We start from the raw sequence: 17786 nt of genomic DNA, 5'->3' as shown, positions 1-17786 counted from the left end.
TATTAAAAAAACCGCTATAAAAAAGATTCTAAATCGCTGCAACATAATTATTTACTTAATTTTTACTCGTTATTTTATAAGTTGGATTCTGCGTAAATGTCACCCTTTTCGTCAGCAACCTGTACAACGCGGAACATGCCGCGCTCCATGTGATAAAGAATGTGACAGTGGAATGCCCACCGACCCTTGTCGCGCGGGGTAACCCGGGCGGATATGCGTTGTCCGGGCTGCACCAGTAGTGTGTGCTTACGCGGATTGTATTGCCCGTTGCCGTTTTCCATTTCCATCCACATACCATGCAGATGAATCGGGTGCTCCATCATGGTGTCATTGACCAGGATTAGCCGCAGCCGTTCATTATGTTTGAACTCAATAGGACCGTCCACTTCGTAGAACTCTTTCCCATCGAATGACCACATATACCGCTCCATGTTACCGGTTAGGTGTAGCTCTACCTCGCGCCCAGGTTCCCGCTCGTCCGTGTTGGGATCCAGGCTTTTGAGGTCGCGATATACCAGCACCTTACGGCCGTCGTTGCCCAGGCCGATACCCGGCTCGTCCAGCCGGTCGAACTGGTAGTCGGCAATGGCTGCGGCGCTGATGCCGTGTCGATCCGAGCCGTGTTTGACCGGATCGGCGGCTTTGGCAGGCATCTGCATGTTTCCATGATCCATATTCATATTTCCGTGTTCTCCATGATCCATGCCTTCCATCTTCATGTTGCCATCGTCCATATCCATACCGGCCATGTCCATCTTCATGCCCATATCTTTCATGCTGCGTACCGGACGCGGGCGCAGTTCAGGCACCGGGGCTTCCATGCCCTCGCGGGGTGCAAGAGTGCCACGTGCGTAGCTGCTGCGGTCAAGAGATTCCGCAAAAATAGTGAATGCTTTTTCTTCTTTAGGTTCCACAATGACATCGTAGGTTTCGGCGATTCCAATGCGAAATTCATCCACCGCTACAGGTTCCACATTTTGTCCGTCTGTCTGAACGACCGTCATTTTCATTCCGGGGATGCGAACGTCAAAAGCCGTAGTGCCTGCTGAGGCATTGATAAACCGCAGGCGTACTTTTTCGCCTTTTTTGAACAGAGCCGTCCAGTTGGAATCCGGCCCGCGACCGTTCATGAGGTGAGTGTAAGTGGCCCCTGTGATATCCAGCAGGTCGGTCGCACTCATCCGCATTTGACCAAACATCCCATAATTTTTAAGTGCACTTCCAAGTCCGTCTTTCCTTGCATCTCGGAGAAATTCTCCCATAGTTCGTTGCTGGAAGTTGTAATAGCCGTCCTGCTTGACCAGGTTCTCAAGCACTTCATAAGGGTCTTCGAAGGTCCAGTCGCCGAGCACAACCGGATATTCCCGGTCATACTCCACAGGATCATTGTCAGCCGGATCAATAATCATAGGTCCGTAATGCCCGAGCTGTTCCTGTAGTCCGGAGTGGCTGTGATACCAGTAGGTACCGCTTTGCCGCACGGGATATTTATACTCAAACGTTTCACCGGGTTTAATGCCGTCGAAGCTTACCCCCGGTACCCCATCCATTTGGAAGGGGAGCAGAATACCATGCCAATGGATGGAAGTATCCTCATCTAGATTGTTGGTAACCCGGAGGGTAATATCCTGCCCCTCTTTAAGTCGAATAAGGGGGCCGGGAACGGTTCCGTTGATGGTGGTAGCCTGTGTTTTTTTGCCAGCTATAGTTATCGTTATTTTGCTGATGGTCAAATCGATTACATTATCGGGCCCTTGTGGAGTCAGCACATCCCTTTTTTTGAAGCCAGAAAAGGCGTATGCCGGCAGCAGAGAACTTACCCCGGCCATGGTGCCCATTGCGGCCGTATAGCGTAAAAAAGTACGGCGAGATATCTTGTTTTCTTTTTCCCTCATAGCGGTTGATATTTATAATTGTAAAATAATTTTTTTGAATGCAGTCTCTAATATAAAAGGCGAACCTTAAATAAAGCTTAAAACATTATTCGTCATCGTCTTTTATCTTAGATGGTGTTAATTCATAAAACCAATCTATAATTTTATGTGGATACTATTAGTAGAAGATGAAAAGCAGCTTGCAAATTCTCTGAAACGGGGTCTTGAAGAAGAGGGGTACGTAGTTGAAGTTATTCACGATGGAGAAGAAGCAGAGCTTGAGGGAATTGTCAACGATTACGACTTGGTAGTACTGGACTGGCGTTTACCAAAAAGAGATGGAAAAGAGATATTAGAGCGCTGGCGGAAAGAGGAACGAAATTTTCCAGTGTTGATGCTAACGGCGATGGGGGATTTGGATCACAAAATATCAGGACTGGATGCCGGGGCGGATGATTACATGAGCAAGCCCTTTTCATTCGAGGAACTGCTGGCCCGCATACGAGCTTTAAGCAGGCGTTCTTCTGATATCACCCATTCGGAGACAAAAAAAGTTGGCCCTATAGAATTGGACACGCGCAAACATAAGGTTATAATATGCGGGATAGAGCGAACGTTGCGACCCAAGGAATTTACGCTGTTGGAAATACTGCTTAACGAACCAGAAACGGTATTTTCAAAAACCCAAATTGCCGAGCGGGTTTGGGGATCCGCATATTACGTTAGTGATAATACGATTGAGGCCACCATTTCTACGCTGCGGCAAAAACTGGCAGAATCATTTGATGAATGCGAAAAGGTTTATTTAGACGATCATTCTCACATTATTGAAACAATTCGTGGTGCCGGCTATCGACTAAACAGCAGTCTAATTAAAGAGGGCGAATAAATACATTGGGTAAATTAACTTCATTTTTCAACCGGCTATCCATTTCAAAGAAACTCGCTTTTTGGTATGGGGTGAGCCTCTTTTTGATGCTCAGCCTGTTCGGCTATTTTTTATATGAGACATTCCATCAATCCATCCATCACAATTATGATCGTCATCTTCGTTTTGAAGCTGAACAGCTACTTTCATATATCCAAACGGAAGATTCCCTGTCGATAGATCTGACCGGTTATAGCAGAAACGGAGCGCTTAAGAGCGGGGTAGAGTATGGTACCTTTGTACGTTTATTTGATCAAAAAGGTAACCTCATGTATAGAAGTCCGAACTTTTCCGATGTTGAAGAACCGCTTGAAAATCAAATCCCCGACGATGTACAGGAAAATTCTTATAGCAGCCAGTGGCAGTCGCTGCCTGCTCGTACACTTTACTACCCTATAAAGGACAGTCAGGGAAAATTATGCGGCTGGCTGGAGCTCACTGGTTTTGAATGGACGCTCCATGAAGAATTAAACCGCTTCAAACAGTATTTATTTGTACTCATAGCGATAAGTGTGGCTTTTTCGATTCTCGGTGGATATTGGCTTTCAAGAAGAGCTTTATCACCGGTAGCTTCCATTATTGAAGCGGCCAAATCAATCACCGCCACCGATCTTGACAAGCGAATCCCTGTCAATTATCAGGTAAGAGATGAATTGACTGACCTGGCTGAAACCTTCAATATGATGCTCAATCGCCTACAAAAGGGGTTTGAGCGGGAAAAACGGTTTACTTCTGATGCCTCTCACGAACTTATGACCCCACTCTCCTCTCTCCAAAGTGAGGCGGAAATTATGCTTCGGAAACCCCGGTCCAATGAAGAATATCGGGAGACCCTGGAACGCATGTTAGTAGAAGTAAAACGAATGAGCGAAATGGTGCATCTGCTTTTACAGCTTTCAAGGGTTGAATCGGTACATCGTTCCCAGCCGGAAGTCGTCAATTTCAGTCGCATAGCGAGTCTTATAGCTGAGAAATACAAAAAGGTTTATCAAGACAAAAAAATTGATCTTAAAGAAAATATTGAGGCAGAATTGTATATTTTCGCCCATGGAGCATACATTGAAGAGGTAATAAATAATTTGTTGGAAAATGCCCTGAAATATACTCCTATAGGTGGCACCGTACATCTGGAACTAAAGCGATCAAGCAGCAAAGCCGTACTTCATCTCAGTGACAGCGGAATCGGTTTTGATAATGACACAAGAGACCACCTTTTTGAACGATTTTACCGGGCCACGCAACTGGAAGTACAGGATCAACCGGGTAGTGGTTTGGGCCTTCCACTTGTCAAAGCAATCATCAATCTATATGGTGGTAAAATCAGAGCATATAGCGAAGGTCCCGGCAAGGGTAGTACATTTGTAGTGGAGTTGCCGTTGGTTGACGAACAAAAAAATTAAGTAGATTTAGTAGCTGCAATCATTTTAAAAATATCGCCTGCGGCTAAATCATTGATCATATTAATTGTCCAGCCCGCTTTTTCTACATTTTCTACTGTTTTCCTGGCAATGTGAACACCACTCAGGTAATGAATAGGGCTGTCAAGTTTTTTCATGACGGAAGCAAAGTGCTTGTTTTTTGATCGCATGTGTTCCAACATATAGAGTTTGCCATTGGGCTTAGTTACTCGCAAGGCCTCCCGAAGACCGAGTACGGGGTCAGGAACCGAACAAAATACAAACGTAGCCACTACTTCATCGAAGGTATCATCAGGAAATCCCAACTGCTGGGCATCCATCTCATGTAGGGTAACACGATCCTTCTCTCGGTTCTCCAAGGTCCTCTTTGCCCGTTTGAGCATCCCTTCAGATAAATCAATTCCGGTAATATGAGCGCCTTTTGGATAAAAGGGGATGTTCTTCCCAGTACCCACACCAATTTCCAATACCTTGGGTTCTTTAACATGATTCCATAACTGTCTACGCCATTTTCGGTACCATATTTGTTCGATGGGCCATTCCATCAGATCATAAATCACAGAAGTGGTGTTATATCGTTTTCTGGTAAATTCGGTTTGGGGGGAATTAGGGTTCATAGCAGGACTCAATCTTTCAGAGTATGGTCTATATGCAATATTGATTATTGTCTTAAGTCCAAAATATAATGTATGGTGCAGTTTTGAACTGCACCATACAGGTGATAAATTCTGTACTGTTTTTAAAAACTTATGACGGCTTCAATCATAACACCGTTGAATTCAGCTCCTTCATATGGACTACCAGCATACCCATCTCCGCTATAGTTCTGGGTTACATACTCCAGTTTGGCCAGCACATTTTTGGTCAGGAACCAACCGCCTCCGATATTGAAACGGTCAATCTCGATGTCGCCATTGGTTGTCTTTCCGTCGACCAAATTATATCGGCCGCCGATATAAATATCTTCATTGGTGCCAAACCGATAAAGAAGTTCCGCTCCATACTGGTTAAAGGTGCGGCGATCGGGTGCCGATTTTAACTTGCCGGAGGTGTTTTCAAATACTCCGTAGAATTCAAGCCCTTGAAATTTAATGAAGGGGTTGATCATGAGTGCAGTCATTTCACCTGGGGCCGCAGGCTGGCCAAATCCAGGAGTGAAGCTAGGAGAGAAGCGACCCGCACGGAAGTTGCCTGGTGTAATTACATCATAATAGCGAGAACCAGCCCGGTCGCCCGAATACAGGTATATGGATGCCGACTGTGTAATATTTAAAATAGATCCGGTCAATCGTACTCGTAGATCTTCATTGACCTGCTTATCATAGCCGAGCTTCCCGTAAACAGAGGGCTTAGTTTTAAAACCATTACCGTCGGCATCAGTAACGCTTTGATTCAGTTTGCCATTGCTGATTCCAACCATGGCAAGCAATCCTTCATTAAAATAATATACTTCACCGGCTACTTCAGTGGTAAAAGAATCCATAATGTAGTTACCAACAAACGGATTATAAATAGCCTGAGCGTTATCGGTTCTCCTGAAATGGTTGTCGCCATAGTTCAGTTCCATATGTCCAACTTTAAAACGCACTTTATCCATCATTCCGTCAAACAATCCTTCCTGTATAAAGTCAAGCCGATCGATTTGCAGGTAGCCGCCTTTGACGTACGCTTCATTATGATTTTGTGAAGAAAGGTATGTGCGCAGATGCATGCGTACGCCATTGGCTAATACAGCATCAAGATCCAGGTTAGACGTAGCTAAGTTAAAATTAGATTCCAAGTCGGTAAGTGAACCTGCGGCATTATCATTTCGCAGTCCCTGGAATTGAATTGTATTTGCTCCGCCTATCCGAATTTTGAGGCCATCAAATTTGAAGTCAGTTTCAAACGGTGCTTCAAATTGATTGAGTCCACGTTGATCTGAATATCTAAAATATTGCAGATCCCGCGTAAATTGTTGGGCAAATGCACTTCCCGCCGATATGGAGAAGGCGATAAGTATAAGTGTAAAATGTTTGATTGGGAGTTTCATAATGGTGTCCTTTAATGGTTTTTATATTTTAAAACAGGGTTTTGAGTTAAATTTTTGTCTGTGATAAAATCAATACCGGTGTATGTAAAACAATTGGTATTAGGAATTTATACTCAATGGTAAGACCCTGATCCTTAAAGGAACCTTAAATCAGAAAAAAATCTCAAAGCAAACGGATCACAAAATAACTACCATCATCGATACTGGTAAATTTTTGCCAGATAATACCCAAGTCTTTATCAACGATCTCGGCAATGCGATACCCGAATCCTTTCACTTTGATGCCCACCACATAGACACCGAGTTCTACGGTTGAATTGATTTGGTACTGCCCGGCCTGCAGGGTATCGTTGGCTGCCACCTGACGGTCGGAGATGGTAATTTTGCTGTTGCCTCCCAAAAACCCGACCAGTCCTTTATCGATTTTCAACGAAAATTCTATCGGTTTCATCTCCCAGCCGGTTTCAGGATTAACAGGATAAAAAGCTTTATCGTCCTCCACATTCACTTTGATTTCACTCCCTTTTCCATAGTCGGTAAACGGGAATATATTCAACAATACGCTCCGTTCTTCAGGCTGGCATGTGTAGATGGTTCGGGTGCTGTCTTTGAGTTGTCCCTCCGCATTGTATGAATACAGTTCCACCTGAAGACGATAGGTATTGGCATTTTCTTCAATGGAACCGACAATAAATTTTTCAAAGGATTGCACCTCTCCCTCTTTGTTGTAGTTGCACTTTTGGTACCGGTTGTCCTCGATTTCAAACAGCAGCATCTCTCTGGATTGTTGGGCGTGCAGCGGGCCAATAACGAAAAGGCCGGTTCCCATTAAAAAGCTGATAAAAATAAATATTTGACGCATCAGGTTTGTATTCTCTTATGAATATTAAGATTGAGGTTTAGCAAAAATATGCTGCCAATTCCAGCCGTTGCTTTGTAAAAGTCCGGTCAATTGTGCCCTTCGCCGTTCTATGTTTTGCCAGTCGGCAGATGATAGAATGGGCTCGTCGATCGTCGGAATACCCTGCCTTCCCAAAGATTCCAGGGCCGGCGTATCGCGCAAAGCTGTTTTCGTTATGGGCTTATAATGATGGCTTGCAGTAACCAAAAATTTTGCAATCGCATCCTGTAAAAGACGGAGTTCCTTTTCAACCGCGCTATCGTATTTTATGAAATATGTAATGATTATAATGGCTTCATTCAGGTTGGCCAAATTTATGGAAAAAGATTCTTTTTTGGCAGAGCTGTGGAAATAATGCACGGCGGGATGGGCAAAATGATTTTGATTGTGGCTGTTAATCATATCCTGCAGCACGGGAATACGGTCCATAAGTAATGCTGGCTTCCGGCCAAGATAGGAATTCAGAACGATCTCTTCAGGCGAATCTCCCAAATTGGATATGAATAGAGCGAGTTTTTTCTTGTGTGTAACCGCGTTTGTGAGGCTCATCAGGTAGGTCATAGCCGTGGTGATAAAGATAAATCCGGCAAAGGAAAAAACGGAAGTAACAACCTGCCACGCTTTTGTACCGGGAATGTAGTCGCCCATGCCGAGAGTGGATAAGGTGTAACCGCTGAAGTACAGTTTGGTAAAAGCACCTGCGGCTGTGCCGGTTCCTGCCTCAACTACGGAAGCTGGAGTACTCATAAGCAGTAGAAAAAAACCGAACCACAGGGAACCAATCCATAACACGATCAGGCATAAAATATGTGTTACTCCTGAAAATTTTAACGCTCTACGGTTAGGGATATGCCGGTTCAAAAAAAGAAACAGGCCGGACAAGGCCCGGTTTGTAATCCGGGTGAGATGACCTGCACCGTTAAAGGAAAGGGTGGTATAGAAAAAGTCAACACCTATGGCAATGAGAACCAGTATTCCGGAAAGCAGGTATAATATGTTCATGTTTTAATTAAATCAACTTTAATTCAGAAACCACTGCACGCCGATACCCACAAAAATTGTCAAGACGAAGGTGCTTATCCAGACTATCGAGGTTCCCGGGGCGTAGGAGAGCGGCTCTTTTGTTTCGGATTCGTGAAAAAACATCGGTACGACGATTCGCATATATACCGCAAGGGAAATAGCACTGTTCAGGATGGCGATAACGGCCAGCCAGGTGTAGCCAGTTTGTATGGCGGTACCAAAGAGCAGAAATTTTCCTGCAAATCCGGCAAGCGGCGGCATACCCACCAGGGATAACAGGAAAACCGTCATGCCCACAGCCGGCCAGGGACGCCATCTGCCAATGTTTTTAAAATCATCCAGTTTCGTACCTTCTGCCAAGGTGATAGCAAACGCCCCGGTGTTCATAAGCATGTAGGCAACTCCGAAAACTACGAGAGAATCCAGGGCCAGCGTACTTTGGCCAAACCCTATAACCCCTAACAGGTAGTATCCCGATTGGGCGATGGTGGAGTAGGCCAGCAGCCGTACCACGTTGTCCTGCCACAGCGCAACAACATTTCCGTAGGTCATCGACAGGGCGGCAATTACAGCCAGTATCAAGGGCCAATCTACTACCGAAACAGGCAAATCGCGTACGACCTGGGTCAAAGCAAACAGGGCTCCTATTTTAGGGATGACTGACAAATACGCCGCTACGGATACCGGAGCACCTTCGAAGGTATCCGGAGTCCAGAAGTGGACGGGAAACAGGGAAGCCGCATAGCCGAGTCCCATTATTAAACTTATGAATCCGATCAGAACCACCGAGGAAGACAAACCGGGATTACTTAGCCCCGATATAAGAGTAGTTCCCGTCAGCCCCACCCAAAACGTGATACCGAACAGCATGATCGCTCCGGCCACCGATCCGTAAATAAAATATTTCATCGCCCCCTCGCTGGAGAAGGTATCGCGGGGATGTGCCGCCATAGCCGTTCCGGATAGCGTACCGATCAGCAACCCCAGTACAATAAACATGAGATCACCGCTTCCGGCCAAAATCATGGCACCAAGTGCACCAAATACCATCAAGCTGTACACCGTACCTTCCCTTGGTGTATTTTTTAATTCCGCCCGGCCCATCAGCGCAAATAGTATGGTAGCCGGAGCCAAAATGACGACGGCCCACAGACTCAGGGCATCGACCCGAAAAGTTTGTGAAAATGCGGTAGTGTCGGTTCCCAGCATAGAAATGGCCGTACCCGTGGCGATAGTCATACCGATGGTCAACATCCATACCCCAGGCCGCGGCAGCCGGGCCATCTCCATGCATAACACTACTACGGCGGTAGCGGCAACAATGAGCAGCGGTGCAATTGCGATCAAATCCATTGCCATCTGGCTCATAATCCGAATAGTTTGGTGGTTGCATGTATGATAGAGAGCAGCGAATCGGGATAGACGCCGATAATCACTGTTGCCGCTATCAGCGGAACAATAGCCCAAAGTTCGCGCCTGTCAAGATCGGGCTGCGGAGTATACGCTTTCGGCAGCGTCCCCAGAAAAACTTTCTGAATAGCCCTAAGATACAGAGCCGTAGTCAGGGGCAGGCCGATAATAATGAATCCAACCGCAACCGGATATACATCGAAGCCTCCCAGGAATATTTGAAACTCGGCGGGAAAGTGTGCGAGACCCGGAAGCCCCAGAGAGGCAAATGCAGCGACAATAAACATACCACTCAGTAACGGATAGGCCCTTAACAAGCCGCTCATCTGATCCATATCACGAGTTTTTGTACGGTCCTGAAGGGCTCCCACTAATAAGAAAAGCACGCCGGTCACCACCCCGTGGCTTATCATCTGGAGCACGGCCCCGTCAAGTGCAATCATACCGCTGGCGGTGGTTGTTGCTGCGGCAATTGCCACACCGAATACCAGGTAACCCATGTGGTTAACACTGGTATAGGCTACCATCCGTTTTATATCGGTTTGCGCCAGGGCAACAAAGGCTCCGTAGAGGGCTGTGATAACTGCTATTACAATAATATAAGGTGCAAATTCGCGGAAGGCATCCGGGGTCATCTGTAACGGGAATCGGATAAAACCATAGGTACCCAGTTTCAGCAGTACTCCGGCCAGAATGGCGCTGCCGGCCGCAGGGGCTTCGGTATGGGCTAACGGAAGCCAGGTGTGGAATGGGAAAAGCGGTGTTTTTATAGCAAACGCAATAAATAATCCCCAAAACGTGAGTGTTGCCGCCATTCCTGTAATCTGAGGATTGGCGATCAGTTGCTGCATGTCAAAGGTGTTGGGGGAAGAAAACAGGTACAATCCCAGAAATGCCAGCAGCAGGAACAGGCTGCCTACCAAGGTGTAGATGAAAAAGGTGAGCGCGGCTTTTCTGCGATGCTCATGGCCCCATTTGGCAATAATGAAATACATTCCTACCAGCGTAATTTCAAAAAATACATAGAACAGAAACAGGTCAAGCGACAGAAAGACGCCAAGACAAGCGGTTTCAAGCAGCAACACCAGCTCTATAAAGATATTGGCGTTATCTTTTATTTTTGAAGAAAAAATCAGCGAGGTCAGAAAAAGAACGGCGGTAAGCAATACCAGCGGATAACTTATTCCATCTACACCGAGCCGGTAGGCAATGTCAATGGAGGGAATCCAACTGAATTCCTCTACCTGAGAAATGCCCGGACCGATTCCGCGAACCCAGATCAAAATAGCACTCAGCAAAGTAAGTGCGGTGGTTGTAATGCCAATGGCGTAGGCGGTTTTGGTTTTTTCCGGCCGCAATAACAACAGAAATATAGCACCGAGGATTGGTAAAAAAGTGGTAATGGAAAGAAGTGGTATAGCTGATAAATCCATGGTTTACAAATTGGTTAGTATTAAAATGATTAATGCAAGGCCCATTCCAAAGACCGACCATGCGAGTTCGCGGTGTATCAGACCGGATTGAATACTGCGTCCATAATTCCCCAGTTGCTGTACCCAATCGACGAGACCGGCAATCCATTCCACAATGCCTTTGTCGTCCGATAGCTGTGTCAGGCGGGCAATGTCCAGGTTAAGAATTCCGAATCGGTCAACCAGGTACGCCACGGAGTGGTCGAGAGTCTCCGACAGCCAGCTGGCCAATGCCAGAAACAGATTTCCGATGCCGAAAACCGACTGAAGCAAGGCTACTTCAACGGTATTAAGTATATTCGCCGATGCGTTCATCGGCTTATCTACTACTTGGTTATATCCTCCGAATACCGGATAATTTTCCTGAATGAATGTCCATAACCGGTGCTGAAAAGATGGGGCCGTGACAAACCAGCCGGCAGTTAATCCTGCAGCGGCGGCGGCCAATCCGGAGATTACAGCCAGAGATGCTTTCGGAATGTCGAAGCCGGCAGCGGCCACCATCGGCTCTAAATAGAACCCCCCGGAGATTACGACCGCCACAAGAACCAGCAGGCCGGTCAGCATCCAAGCCGAATGATGTGCTTCTATTTTTTGCATGGAGTCTCCTTTCCACAGAATGCCAAAAGCCCTGCCCATGTACACGGCTGTGAAAAAGGCTCCGGCAAGGGCTGCCGTGAAATACCATCCGGCGGGTTCACTCAGCAATCCCGCAGCAAGGATGGCATCTTTCGACCAGAATCCGACGAACGGGGGAATTCCGGCCAGTGCAAGGCCGGCCAGGGCAAACCCCGCAAAGCTCCATTTCATTTTTCTACCCAATCCTTGCAGTTGTTTATACTCGGTAGATCCGGCTTGATGCTGAAAGATACCGGCGCCCAGAAACAAGCTGCTTTTCATGAAAGCATGGGCCACCAGATGGGCAAGGGCCGCACCGGGAAACCCGGCACCTACGGCCAGTACCATGAATCCGAGCTGACTGGAGGTTGATGCAGCCAGCATGCGTTTGATGTCTTCAGAAAAGATGGCTGTAGCACCGGTCAGCAGGATAGTGAGGCCTCCAAGGCTGCCGATCCAGATCAGCGCTGCAGGTGAAAATAAAGGAAAAGCCTTGAGCAGAAGAATGATTCCCGCGGCTACCATAGTGGCTGAGTGCAGCAGAGCCGACACAGGTGTGGGGCCCGCCATGGCCGAAGAAAGCCAGCTTTGGAAAGGAACCTGGGCCGATTTGCCCATTACCGCTAGCAAAAGAGCCATTGCACCAAAGGTTGAAATAACTTGCAATGGTTCGGTTGAGATTTGGCTGGACCCACCGGTAAGGATAATGGCAAAGACGCCAATATACAGCCCGAGGTCGGCTACACGGTTCATAATAAAAGCTTTGTTGGCAGCATCGCTTGCTTCTTTTTTCCGGTACCAAGTTCCAATTAACAGGTAAGAAGCAAAACCCATAATTTCCCAGGCAATCACAAAAAGAATCCAGTCTCCGGACAACACGAGAAGCTGCATGGCCCCCAAAAACAGAGTAATTCCGGACCAGAATCTTAACCGGCCTTCCTGTTCCGCCATATACCCGATGGCGTAGATAAATATAAAGGTGGTGATCACAGAAACGACGGATGACAGGGTGGCCGTCATGGCTGTGGCATGCAGGCGAAAGGGCATCTCAGGCAGACCGGCAAACCGTAATTCAATTATTGTACCTTCCATCGTTGACAGATAAAGCAATATGGAACCGGTCACTGAAATAAGAGCTCCAACCGTTGCGATATATCCCATTTTTTTTCGCAGGATTAGAATAAGCAGGCTGGCTGCCAGAGGAGCTAATATGGTAAGTAGCAATGCCGTCATAGATATTATCCTTTTAGATCTGCTGATTCTTCCATTTCTACGGTACCGGAAGTGCGAAACCGCTGGGTAGCAATAGCAAAGCCCACCGCACCCTCCAGGGCCATAACCGTCATGGCAACCAGAACAAACATTTGAATGGAAAACGATTCGGGATGCAGGTACCGCCAAAAAGCAACCAGGTTGATCATGGCTGCCCCCAACATCAGTTCAATTCCCATCATAATCATCACCAAATTAGTTTGACTGAGTGCGCCATATAAACCAATTCCGAATAGTACCAATCCGATAGCCAGAGCCGTAAGCAGTAATTCCATAATTCTTCTAATTTCGTTTGTTTTTAACAGACAATGCAACAGCAATAGCCGCAATCATACCCGTAAGGATGGTAAAACCGGCCGTTTCAAAAATCATCATGGAGCGTTCCAAAATTTCGAGGCCCAGCAGGCGGTTTTGTTCATGAGGACCGGGAATGTTAACCGCTATCGGTCCCCAGTCTATAATCAATGTCGCTCCGCCTATCAGCAATGAAATAATCACGGCTCCCGTGATTGAAAGATTTTTTTGGTGCGACATGTCCATCTCTCCCAGCCCGCCGGGGTCCATCATGTACATCATCATAAAAATAGCCATGATGCTCATTTCGGTACCCATCATCATAATTTGAAGCACTCCTAAAAATTCGGCCTCCATCACCAGAAAGAGTCCGCCGATGGCTATCATGGAGGCCATAAGCGAAAGTGCAGAGCGTACCATGGAGCTGGTCATAAATACACGCCACCCGAACCAGATGGCCACAAGTCCGAGAACAATAAGAAGTAGTAATTGAATAGATATCATATTATTAATAGCCCCCCCACCAAAAATATGTTAAAAAGAGCCAGTGGGATGCCGAATTTCCAGTGATATTCCAGCAGATGATCCTGCCGGATGCGGGGCACAAATCGGCCAACGGCAAAGAATGAAGCGGCTACCAGCAATGTTTTTAGAAAAATCCAGACGTAACCGGGAAGCCACGGTCCCAGCCAACCTCCCATATATAATACGACTACTGCCACCGAAAGGGTAAGTATCAGGGCTAGTCGCCCCAGCCGAAACAGCAGTTTTCGAATCCCGGTAAAATCGGCCCATACTCCTCCTGCCAGTTCACTTTCGGCGGTGGGAAGATCAAAGGGTGGAAGAAAAGCTATGGCCATCGCCGAGAGGTAAAACAGAATAAATCCTATGGGTTGATACAATATATTCCAAAGCGATTGCTGTGACTCAATAATGTCGGGTAGGAACATGGATTCGGCACGCATAACCGTGGCCGTCAATACCATTACTACGGTCATAGAGTAAGCGATGAGTTGCGCCAGAGCACGCCATCCGCCAATCATGCCATAGACGCCATTAACACTCCAGCCCGCCATCAGCAGACATACCATAACGTACACCAGTGCCGCATTGATAAAAAGGGCTCCGGTTCCAAGATCAATCAATACCAGGCCTTCACCGAAGGGGAGAATGGAGATTGTTAACAGTATGACGGCGATAAAAAATACGGGAGCAGCTTCAAAAAAGATGGAATCGTGTTTCCGGGGTTTGATCTCTTCCTGAATGAATAATCGCAATAACGAGCGCACCGGACTTGACCATTGCATGGTGCCCGATAGCGACCAGCGCTCCAATACCGCCACAAAATATATACCGGCTAAAAAAAACAGGGTTATTAGTATGCCAATTATCATTGCATTCGTGCGTTACCGTTTAATAGTTTAATTCCTGCGGCAAAATATCCATCGAACTCACGGCTGTGAGTGCATCTGCCAGCTCCATCTGTTTTGTCATCGGGTTTACCAGTGCGGCCATTGCCGCTGAAGACGAGGCCAGCTTCAGGTGCGCCAGCTTGCCTTCATGGATATGAAATTTCAGTATAAGTTCTCCGCGCGGGCTCTCTATGGATGCCGAACCGTTACCCATACCTGTAGCGGGGATGCTGACGTCAGGAGAAGCTTCTTCTCCGGTGACTGTTTCCGCATGCGCTATAAACCGCAGGCTCTGTTCTATTTCTCCGAGCCGAACTAATAACCGGCTCCAGGCATTGTTTCCGTCAGTGGTAACTGGCTTCCACCCGCCCTCCCGGTAAACAGCTTCTTCTGTACGGAGATCTTTTGAGAATCCCGCTGCTCGTGTTACCGGACCTGAAAAGTCCTCCAGTTTGAGGTTCTGAGGCTCCGAAACCCTTTCGCCCGAATGATCGTGGCTTTCATGGCCCCCATGATGTTCATGATCTCCCGATTCGGGTTCATGTGCACTGTGTCCGCTCCTGGATTGATGGGATTTGCCGTGTTGGTGTTCCTCATGATGGTGCTCGTTGTCTCCGTGGTCATGCCCGGCGTGGTGGTCATGGCCCCCATGACTGTCGTGGTCGTGTTTGTGCCCGGTGTGGTCATGCCCTTCATGATTTTCATATTCCTCATGATCATGATCACCATAGTTGTGTCCGTGCGAACTATGATTTTCATGTTTATGCTCGGAATGATCGTGACCGTGGTTATGATCATGTCCTCTATGATCGCCGTGTCCATGTTGGTGTTCGGAGTGGTCGTGCCCGACGTGCCCTCCATGATTATGGTGGTGCCGGTGCTCTTCATCATGTTCGACAGGGCTGCCGGCAGCAGAAAGTTTGATCTTCAGATAAGGTATGTTTTTAATCCGGTCTGTGAATTTGAGCAGGGCCTTTTCATCACCGGTATTATTTCTGAATTTGTAAAAATGCCTTATGGCTTGATCACGCATCCAGTTGCTGCCCAGCAAGAGGGCAAAATCCGCCAGCCAGCTCAAATGACTCACAATTCGTTCCTTTTCCAGTGCCGCCGCCTCCACTGCTGTCAATCGAGCGCCTGCGGTGTTGCCGGAATAATTTTCCAGCGCCTTTTGAGCAAGCAGACGGTAGCTAACCGCCGCCATTGGGTTCATTTTTTCAAGAAAATCGGGCAATAATAAAGGATTATTTCGAACTGAAGTCGGCAGGCTTAACGGAGAAAAGTCACTTTCCGCTTTCGCCTCGGCAACGGTGTCCCCATCCAGTTTCATGGCGAGCCTCAGTCCGCCGGGTAGTCCCGGGTGAAAAGGCCCAAACTGTACGTCGCTCCATTCCATCGGCAGCCCGTCCGGGCTTAAAGGAAGGTCTTTAGTCATGGCGATCATCGACATGAAACCGGAACCATGACCGCTGTGATCATGCCCACCATGAGCATGGTTATGATTGTGTCCTGAATGATCATGTTGATGCCCGGCAGGGTCGTGCCCATGGTTATGATCGTTTCCATCATGTCCACCGTGATCTTGGTGATGGTCATGCTCGTGGCTATGATCTGCCTCGGATTCATGCGCACTGCGTCCACCCGCTTGTTGATGTGAGTCATCATGACAGTGTTCATCATGGTCGTGTTCTTTATGATGATCATGAGGATGCCTGCTCTCTCCATGTTTGTGCCCGGAGTGATCGTGGCTGCCATGACTGCCGTGGTCGTGCGCGGAGTGGTCATGCCCTTCATGTTCCTCATGATTATGATGCTCATGGTTGTGTGCTTGTGCATCATGATCCCCATGCTGATGGTCGTGAGGGTGATCATGTCCACTATGACTGCCGTGTTCATGTTTGTGCCCGTGGTTATGATCATGTCCCCCATGATCGCCGTGGCCGTGTTGGTGCGCAGAATGGTCGTGCCCTTCATGCCCCCCATGATCGCCGTGGCCGTGTTGGTGTGCAGAATGGTCGTGCCCTCCATGATCCCCATGCTGATGGTCGTGAGGGTGATCATGTCCACTATGACTGCCGTGATCATGTTTGTGACTGTGGTCATGATCATGTCCGCCATGATCGCCGTGACCGTGTTGGTGTGCAGAGTGGTCGTGTCCGCCGTGCTCTCCATGGTCGTGGTGATGATGCATATGCCCCTGGTCCTGTTCGGCTTCTTTAATTTTTTCCAACAACTGCTCCGGCTCAAAGGGTTGTGTATATTCTCTCCAGGCAGCGCTATTGAGGCATCCCCTGATTTCGCTAATAATTCCAGGAAGAAAATCCGGTTTCAGCTCCGTATGCACATCGGGAGGGTAAAGCGGTTCAATACGATCGGGGCCGGCCATCACCAGTACCCGCGGACGCGCCATTTGGGCATAGGTATAGGCAGCCCGCTCGGCCATCGCCCCACTCAGATTACCCATAACCAGCAGTACATCGGCTTCTTTTGGGGTTGCAACCAACTGTATGGTGTCCGGTAGAGCCTCCGTATGATAATATCGTAACAGGCTGGCGCCCGGGACCGGAAAGATGCGCAATTCTTTGGAAATCACTTTTGCAAGTTGCTTCCGTAAAAACGTCATCGATCCCTGTCTTGCTCCATATGTCATTTTTTCTTCCATAGTTGACTATTGACGTTCAAGCCCCAATTGCGTCCAGGTATATATCAATCCCAGGAAAAGAATCATCAGGAAGACCCCCATATCCAGCAAAGCTACGAGGCCGACTTCCTTATACACCACCGCCCAAGGATACATATAGGCCATTTCCATATCGAAAGCCAGAAAAAGAAGGGCATACCCGTAATAATGCACGTGGTATCGGAGCCATGCAGGTTTGGCCGCAAGGTTTCCACTTTCGGCCGGAATATTTTTACCCGGTTCAGATATCGTACTTCCCAGTGATTTTTTTATCAGGTAGAGCATCCATACCAAACCGGAAGTGGCAACCAACATGCCAAATAGAAGGAGATATTGTGTGAGTGGAGCCATGTAGTTTGAATTAATGATGCTTGATAACTAAACCTATCTTATACTTAAGGTAAATAGTTAGAAGGTGTTTAATGTATAAAAAGCTGCATCTCTTTTTAGCC

Annotated in this window: 17 protein-coding genes; 3 read left to right on the top strand and 14 right to left on the bottom strand. The window is 47.4% G+C overall.

Annotated features, from left to right (window positions below):
• Positions 1–74: 74 nt before the first annotated feature.
• The gene (locus U5J89_RS14730) at positions 75–1895 is read right to left on the bottom strand and encodes a copper resistance system multicopper oxidase (RefSeq protein ID WP_322576408.1); all 1821 of its coding nucleotides are present in this window, start codon (positions 1893–1895) and stop codon (positions 75–77) included.
• Between the two features lie 145 nt (positions 1896–2040).
• Here U5J89_RS14730 and U5J89_RS14725 point away from each other — a divergent pair, with 145 nt between their 5' ends.
• Both U5J89_RS14725 and U5J89_RS14720 read left to right on the top strand, forming a co-directional pair.
• The gene (locus U5J89_RS14725; RefSeq protein ID WP_322576407.1) at positions 2041–2763 is read left to right on the top strand and encodes a response regulator transcription factor; all 723 of its coding nucleotides are present in this window, start codon (positions 2041–2043) and stop codon (positions 2761–2763) included.
• A gap of 5 nt (positions 2764–2768) precedes the next feature.
• Positions 2769–4202, top strand: a complete 1434-nt coding sequence (locus tag U5J89_RS14720; RefSeq protein WP_322576406.1) for a sensor histidine kinase — start codon at positions 2769–2771, stop codon at positions 4200–4202.
• Here U5J89_RS14720 and U5J89_RS14715 read toward each other — a convergent pair.
• From U5J89_RS14715 to U5J89_RS14700, 4 genes are all read right to left on the bottom strand, one after another.
• Positions 4199–4837 (bottom strand): class I SAM-dependent methyltransferase, encoded by a 639-nt coding sequence (locus tag U5J89_RS14715; RefSeq protein ID WP_322576405.1) that lies wholly within the window; start codon positions 4835–4837, stop codon positions 4199–4201. The genes U5J89_RS14720 and U5J89_RS14715 overlap by 4 nt on opposite strands.
• Positions 4838–4959: 122 nt before the next feature.
• Positions 4960–6252 (bottom strand): hypothetical protein, encoded by a 1293-nt coding sequence (locus tag U5J89_RS14710; RefSeq protein ID WP_322576404.1) that lies wholly within the window; start codon positions 6250–6252, stop codon positions 4960–4962.
• Positions 6253–6415: 163 nt separating this feature from the next.
• Positions 6416–7114, bottom strand: a complete 699-nt coding sequence (locus U5J89_RS14705; RefSeq protein WP_322576403.1) for a hypothetical protein — start codon at positions 7112–7114, stop codon at positions 6416–6418.
• Between the two features lie 24 nt (positions 7115–7138).
• Positions 7139–7945 carry a potassium channel family protein gene (locus tag U5J89_RS14700; protein WP_416208547.1) on the bottom strand — a complete coding sequence of 269 codons (807 nt, stop codon included), beginning with the start codon at positions 7943–7945 and terminating at the stop codon, positions 7139–7141.
• 57 nt (positions 7946–8002) lie between these two features.
• On the opposite strand from U5J89_RS14700, the gene U5J89_RS14695 reads away from it, so the two are divergent.
• Positions 8003–8146: a hypothetical protein gene (locus U5J89_RS14695; protein WP_322576401.1), complete on the top strand. Its 144-nt coding sequence runs from the start codon at positions 8003–8005 to the stop codon at positions 8144–8146.
• Positions 8147–8173: 27 nt separating this feature from the next.
• On the opposite strand, the gene U5J89_RS14690 is transcribed toward U5J89_RS14695, so the two are convergent.
• From U5J89_RS14690 to U5J89_RS14650, 9 genes are all read right to left on the bottom strand, one after another.
• Positions 8174–9643: an NADH-quinone oxidoreductase subunit N gene (locus U5J89_RS14690; protein ID WP_322576400.1), complete on the bottom strand. Its 1470-nt coding sequence runs from the start codon at positions 9641–9643 to the stop codon at positions 8174–8176.
• On the bottom strand, positions 9541–11019 hold the full coding sequence (locus U5J89_RS14685) for an NADH-quinone oxidoreductase subunit M (RefSeq protein ID WP_322576399.1): 1479 nt from the start codon (positions 11017–11019) through the stop codon (positions 9541–9543). The genes U5J89_RS14690 and U5J89_RS14685 overlap by 103 nt, the downstream gene beginning before the upstream one ends.
• Positions 11020–11022: 3 nt before the next feature.
• On the bottom strand, positions 11023–12909 hold the full coding sequence (locus U5J89_RS14680; RefSeq protein WP_322576398.1) for an NADH-quinone oxidoreductase subunit L: 1887 nt from the start codon (positions 12907–12909) through the stop codon (positions 11023–11025).
• Positions 12910–12914: 5 nt separating this feature from the next.
• Complete coding sequence (nuoK, locus tag U5J89_RS14675) at positions 12915–13223, bottom strand: NADH-quinone oxidoreductase subunit NuoK (RefSeq protein WP_322576397.1); 309 nt, start codon at positions 13221–13223, stop codon at positions 12915–12917.
• Positions 13224–13230: 7 nt separating this feature from the next.
• Positions 13231–13746, bottom strand: a complete 516-nt coding sequence (locus U5J89_RS14670; RefSeq protein WP_322576396.1) for an NADH-quinone oxidoreductase subunit J — start codon at positions 13744–13746, stop codon at positions 13231–13233.
• On the bottom strand, positions 13743–14636 hold the full coding sequence (locus U5J89_RS14665) for a complex I subunit 1 family protein (protein WP_322576395.1): 894 nt from the start codon (positions 14634–14636) through the stop codon (positions 13743–13745). The genes U5J89_RS14670 and U5J89_RS14665 overlap by 4 nt, the downstream gene beginning before the upstream one ends.
• Positions 14637–14655: 19 nt before the next feature.
• Positions 14656–15774, bottom strand: a complete 1119-nt coding sequence (locus tag U5J89_RS14660; protein WP_322576436.1) for a hypothetical protein — start codon at positions 15772–15774, stop codon at positions 14656–14658.
• A 320-nt stretch (positions 15775–16094) separates the two neighbouring features.
• Entirely contained in the window at positions 16095–16826 is a 732-nt protein-coding gene (locus U5J89_RS14655; protein ID WP_322576394.1) for a hypothetical protein, read from the bottom strand.
• Between the two features lie 496 nt (positions 16827–17322).
• Entirely contained in the window at positions 17323–17685 is a 363-nt protein-coding gene (locus U5J89_RS14650) for an NADH-quinone oxidoreductase subunit A (RefSeq protein ID WP_322576393.1), read from the bottom strand.
• Positions 17686–17786: the final 101 nt, after the last annotated feature.

Origin of the sequence: Fodinibius sp., assembly GCF_034521915.1 — a bacterium.
Classification (GTDB): Bacteria; Bacteroidota; Rhodothermia; order Balneolales; family Balneolaceae; genus Fodinibius.
The sequence above is the reverse complement of the archived record's forward strand: the minus strand, read 5'-3'. Positions and strand labels throughout refer to the sequence as shown.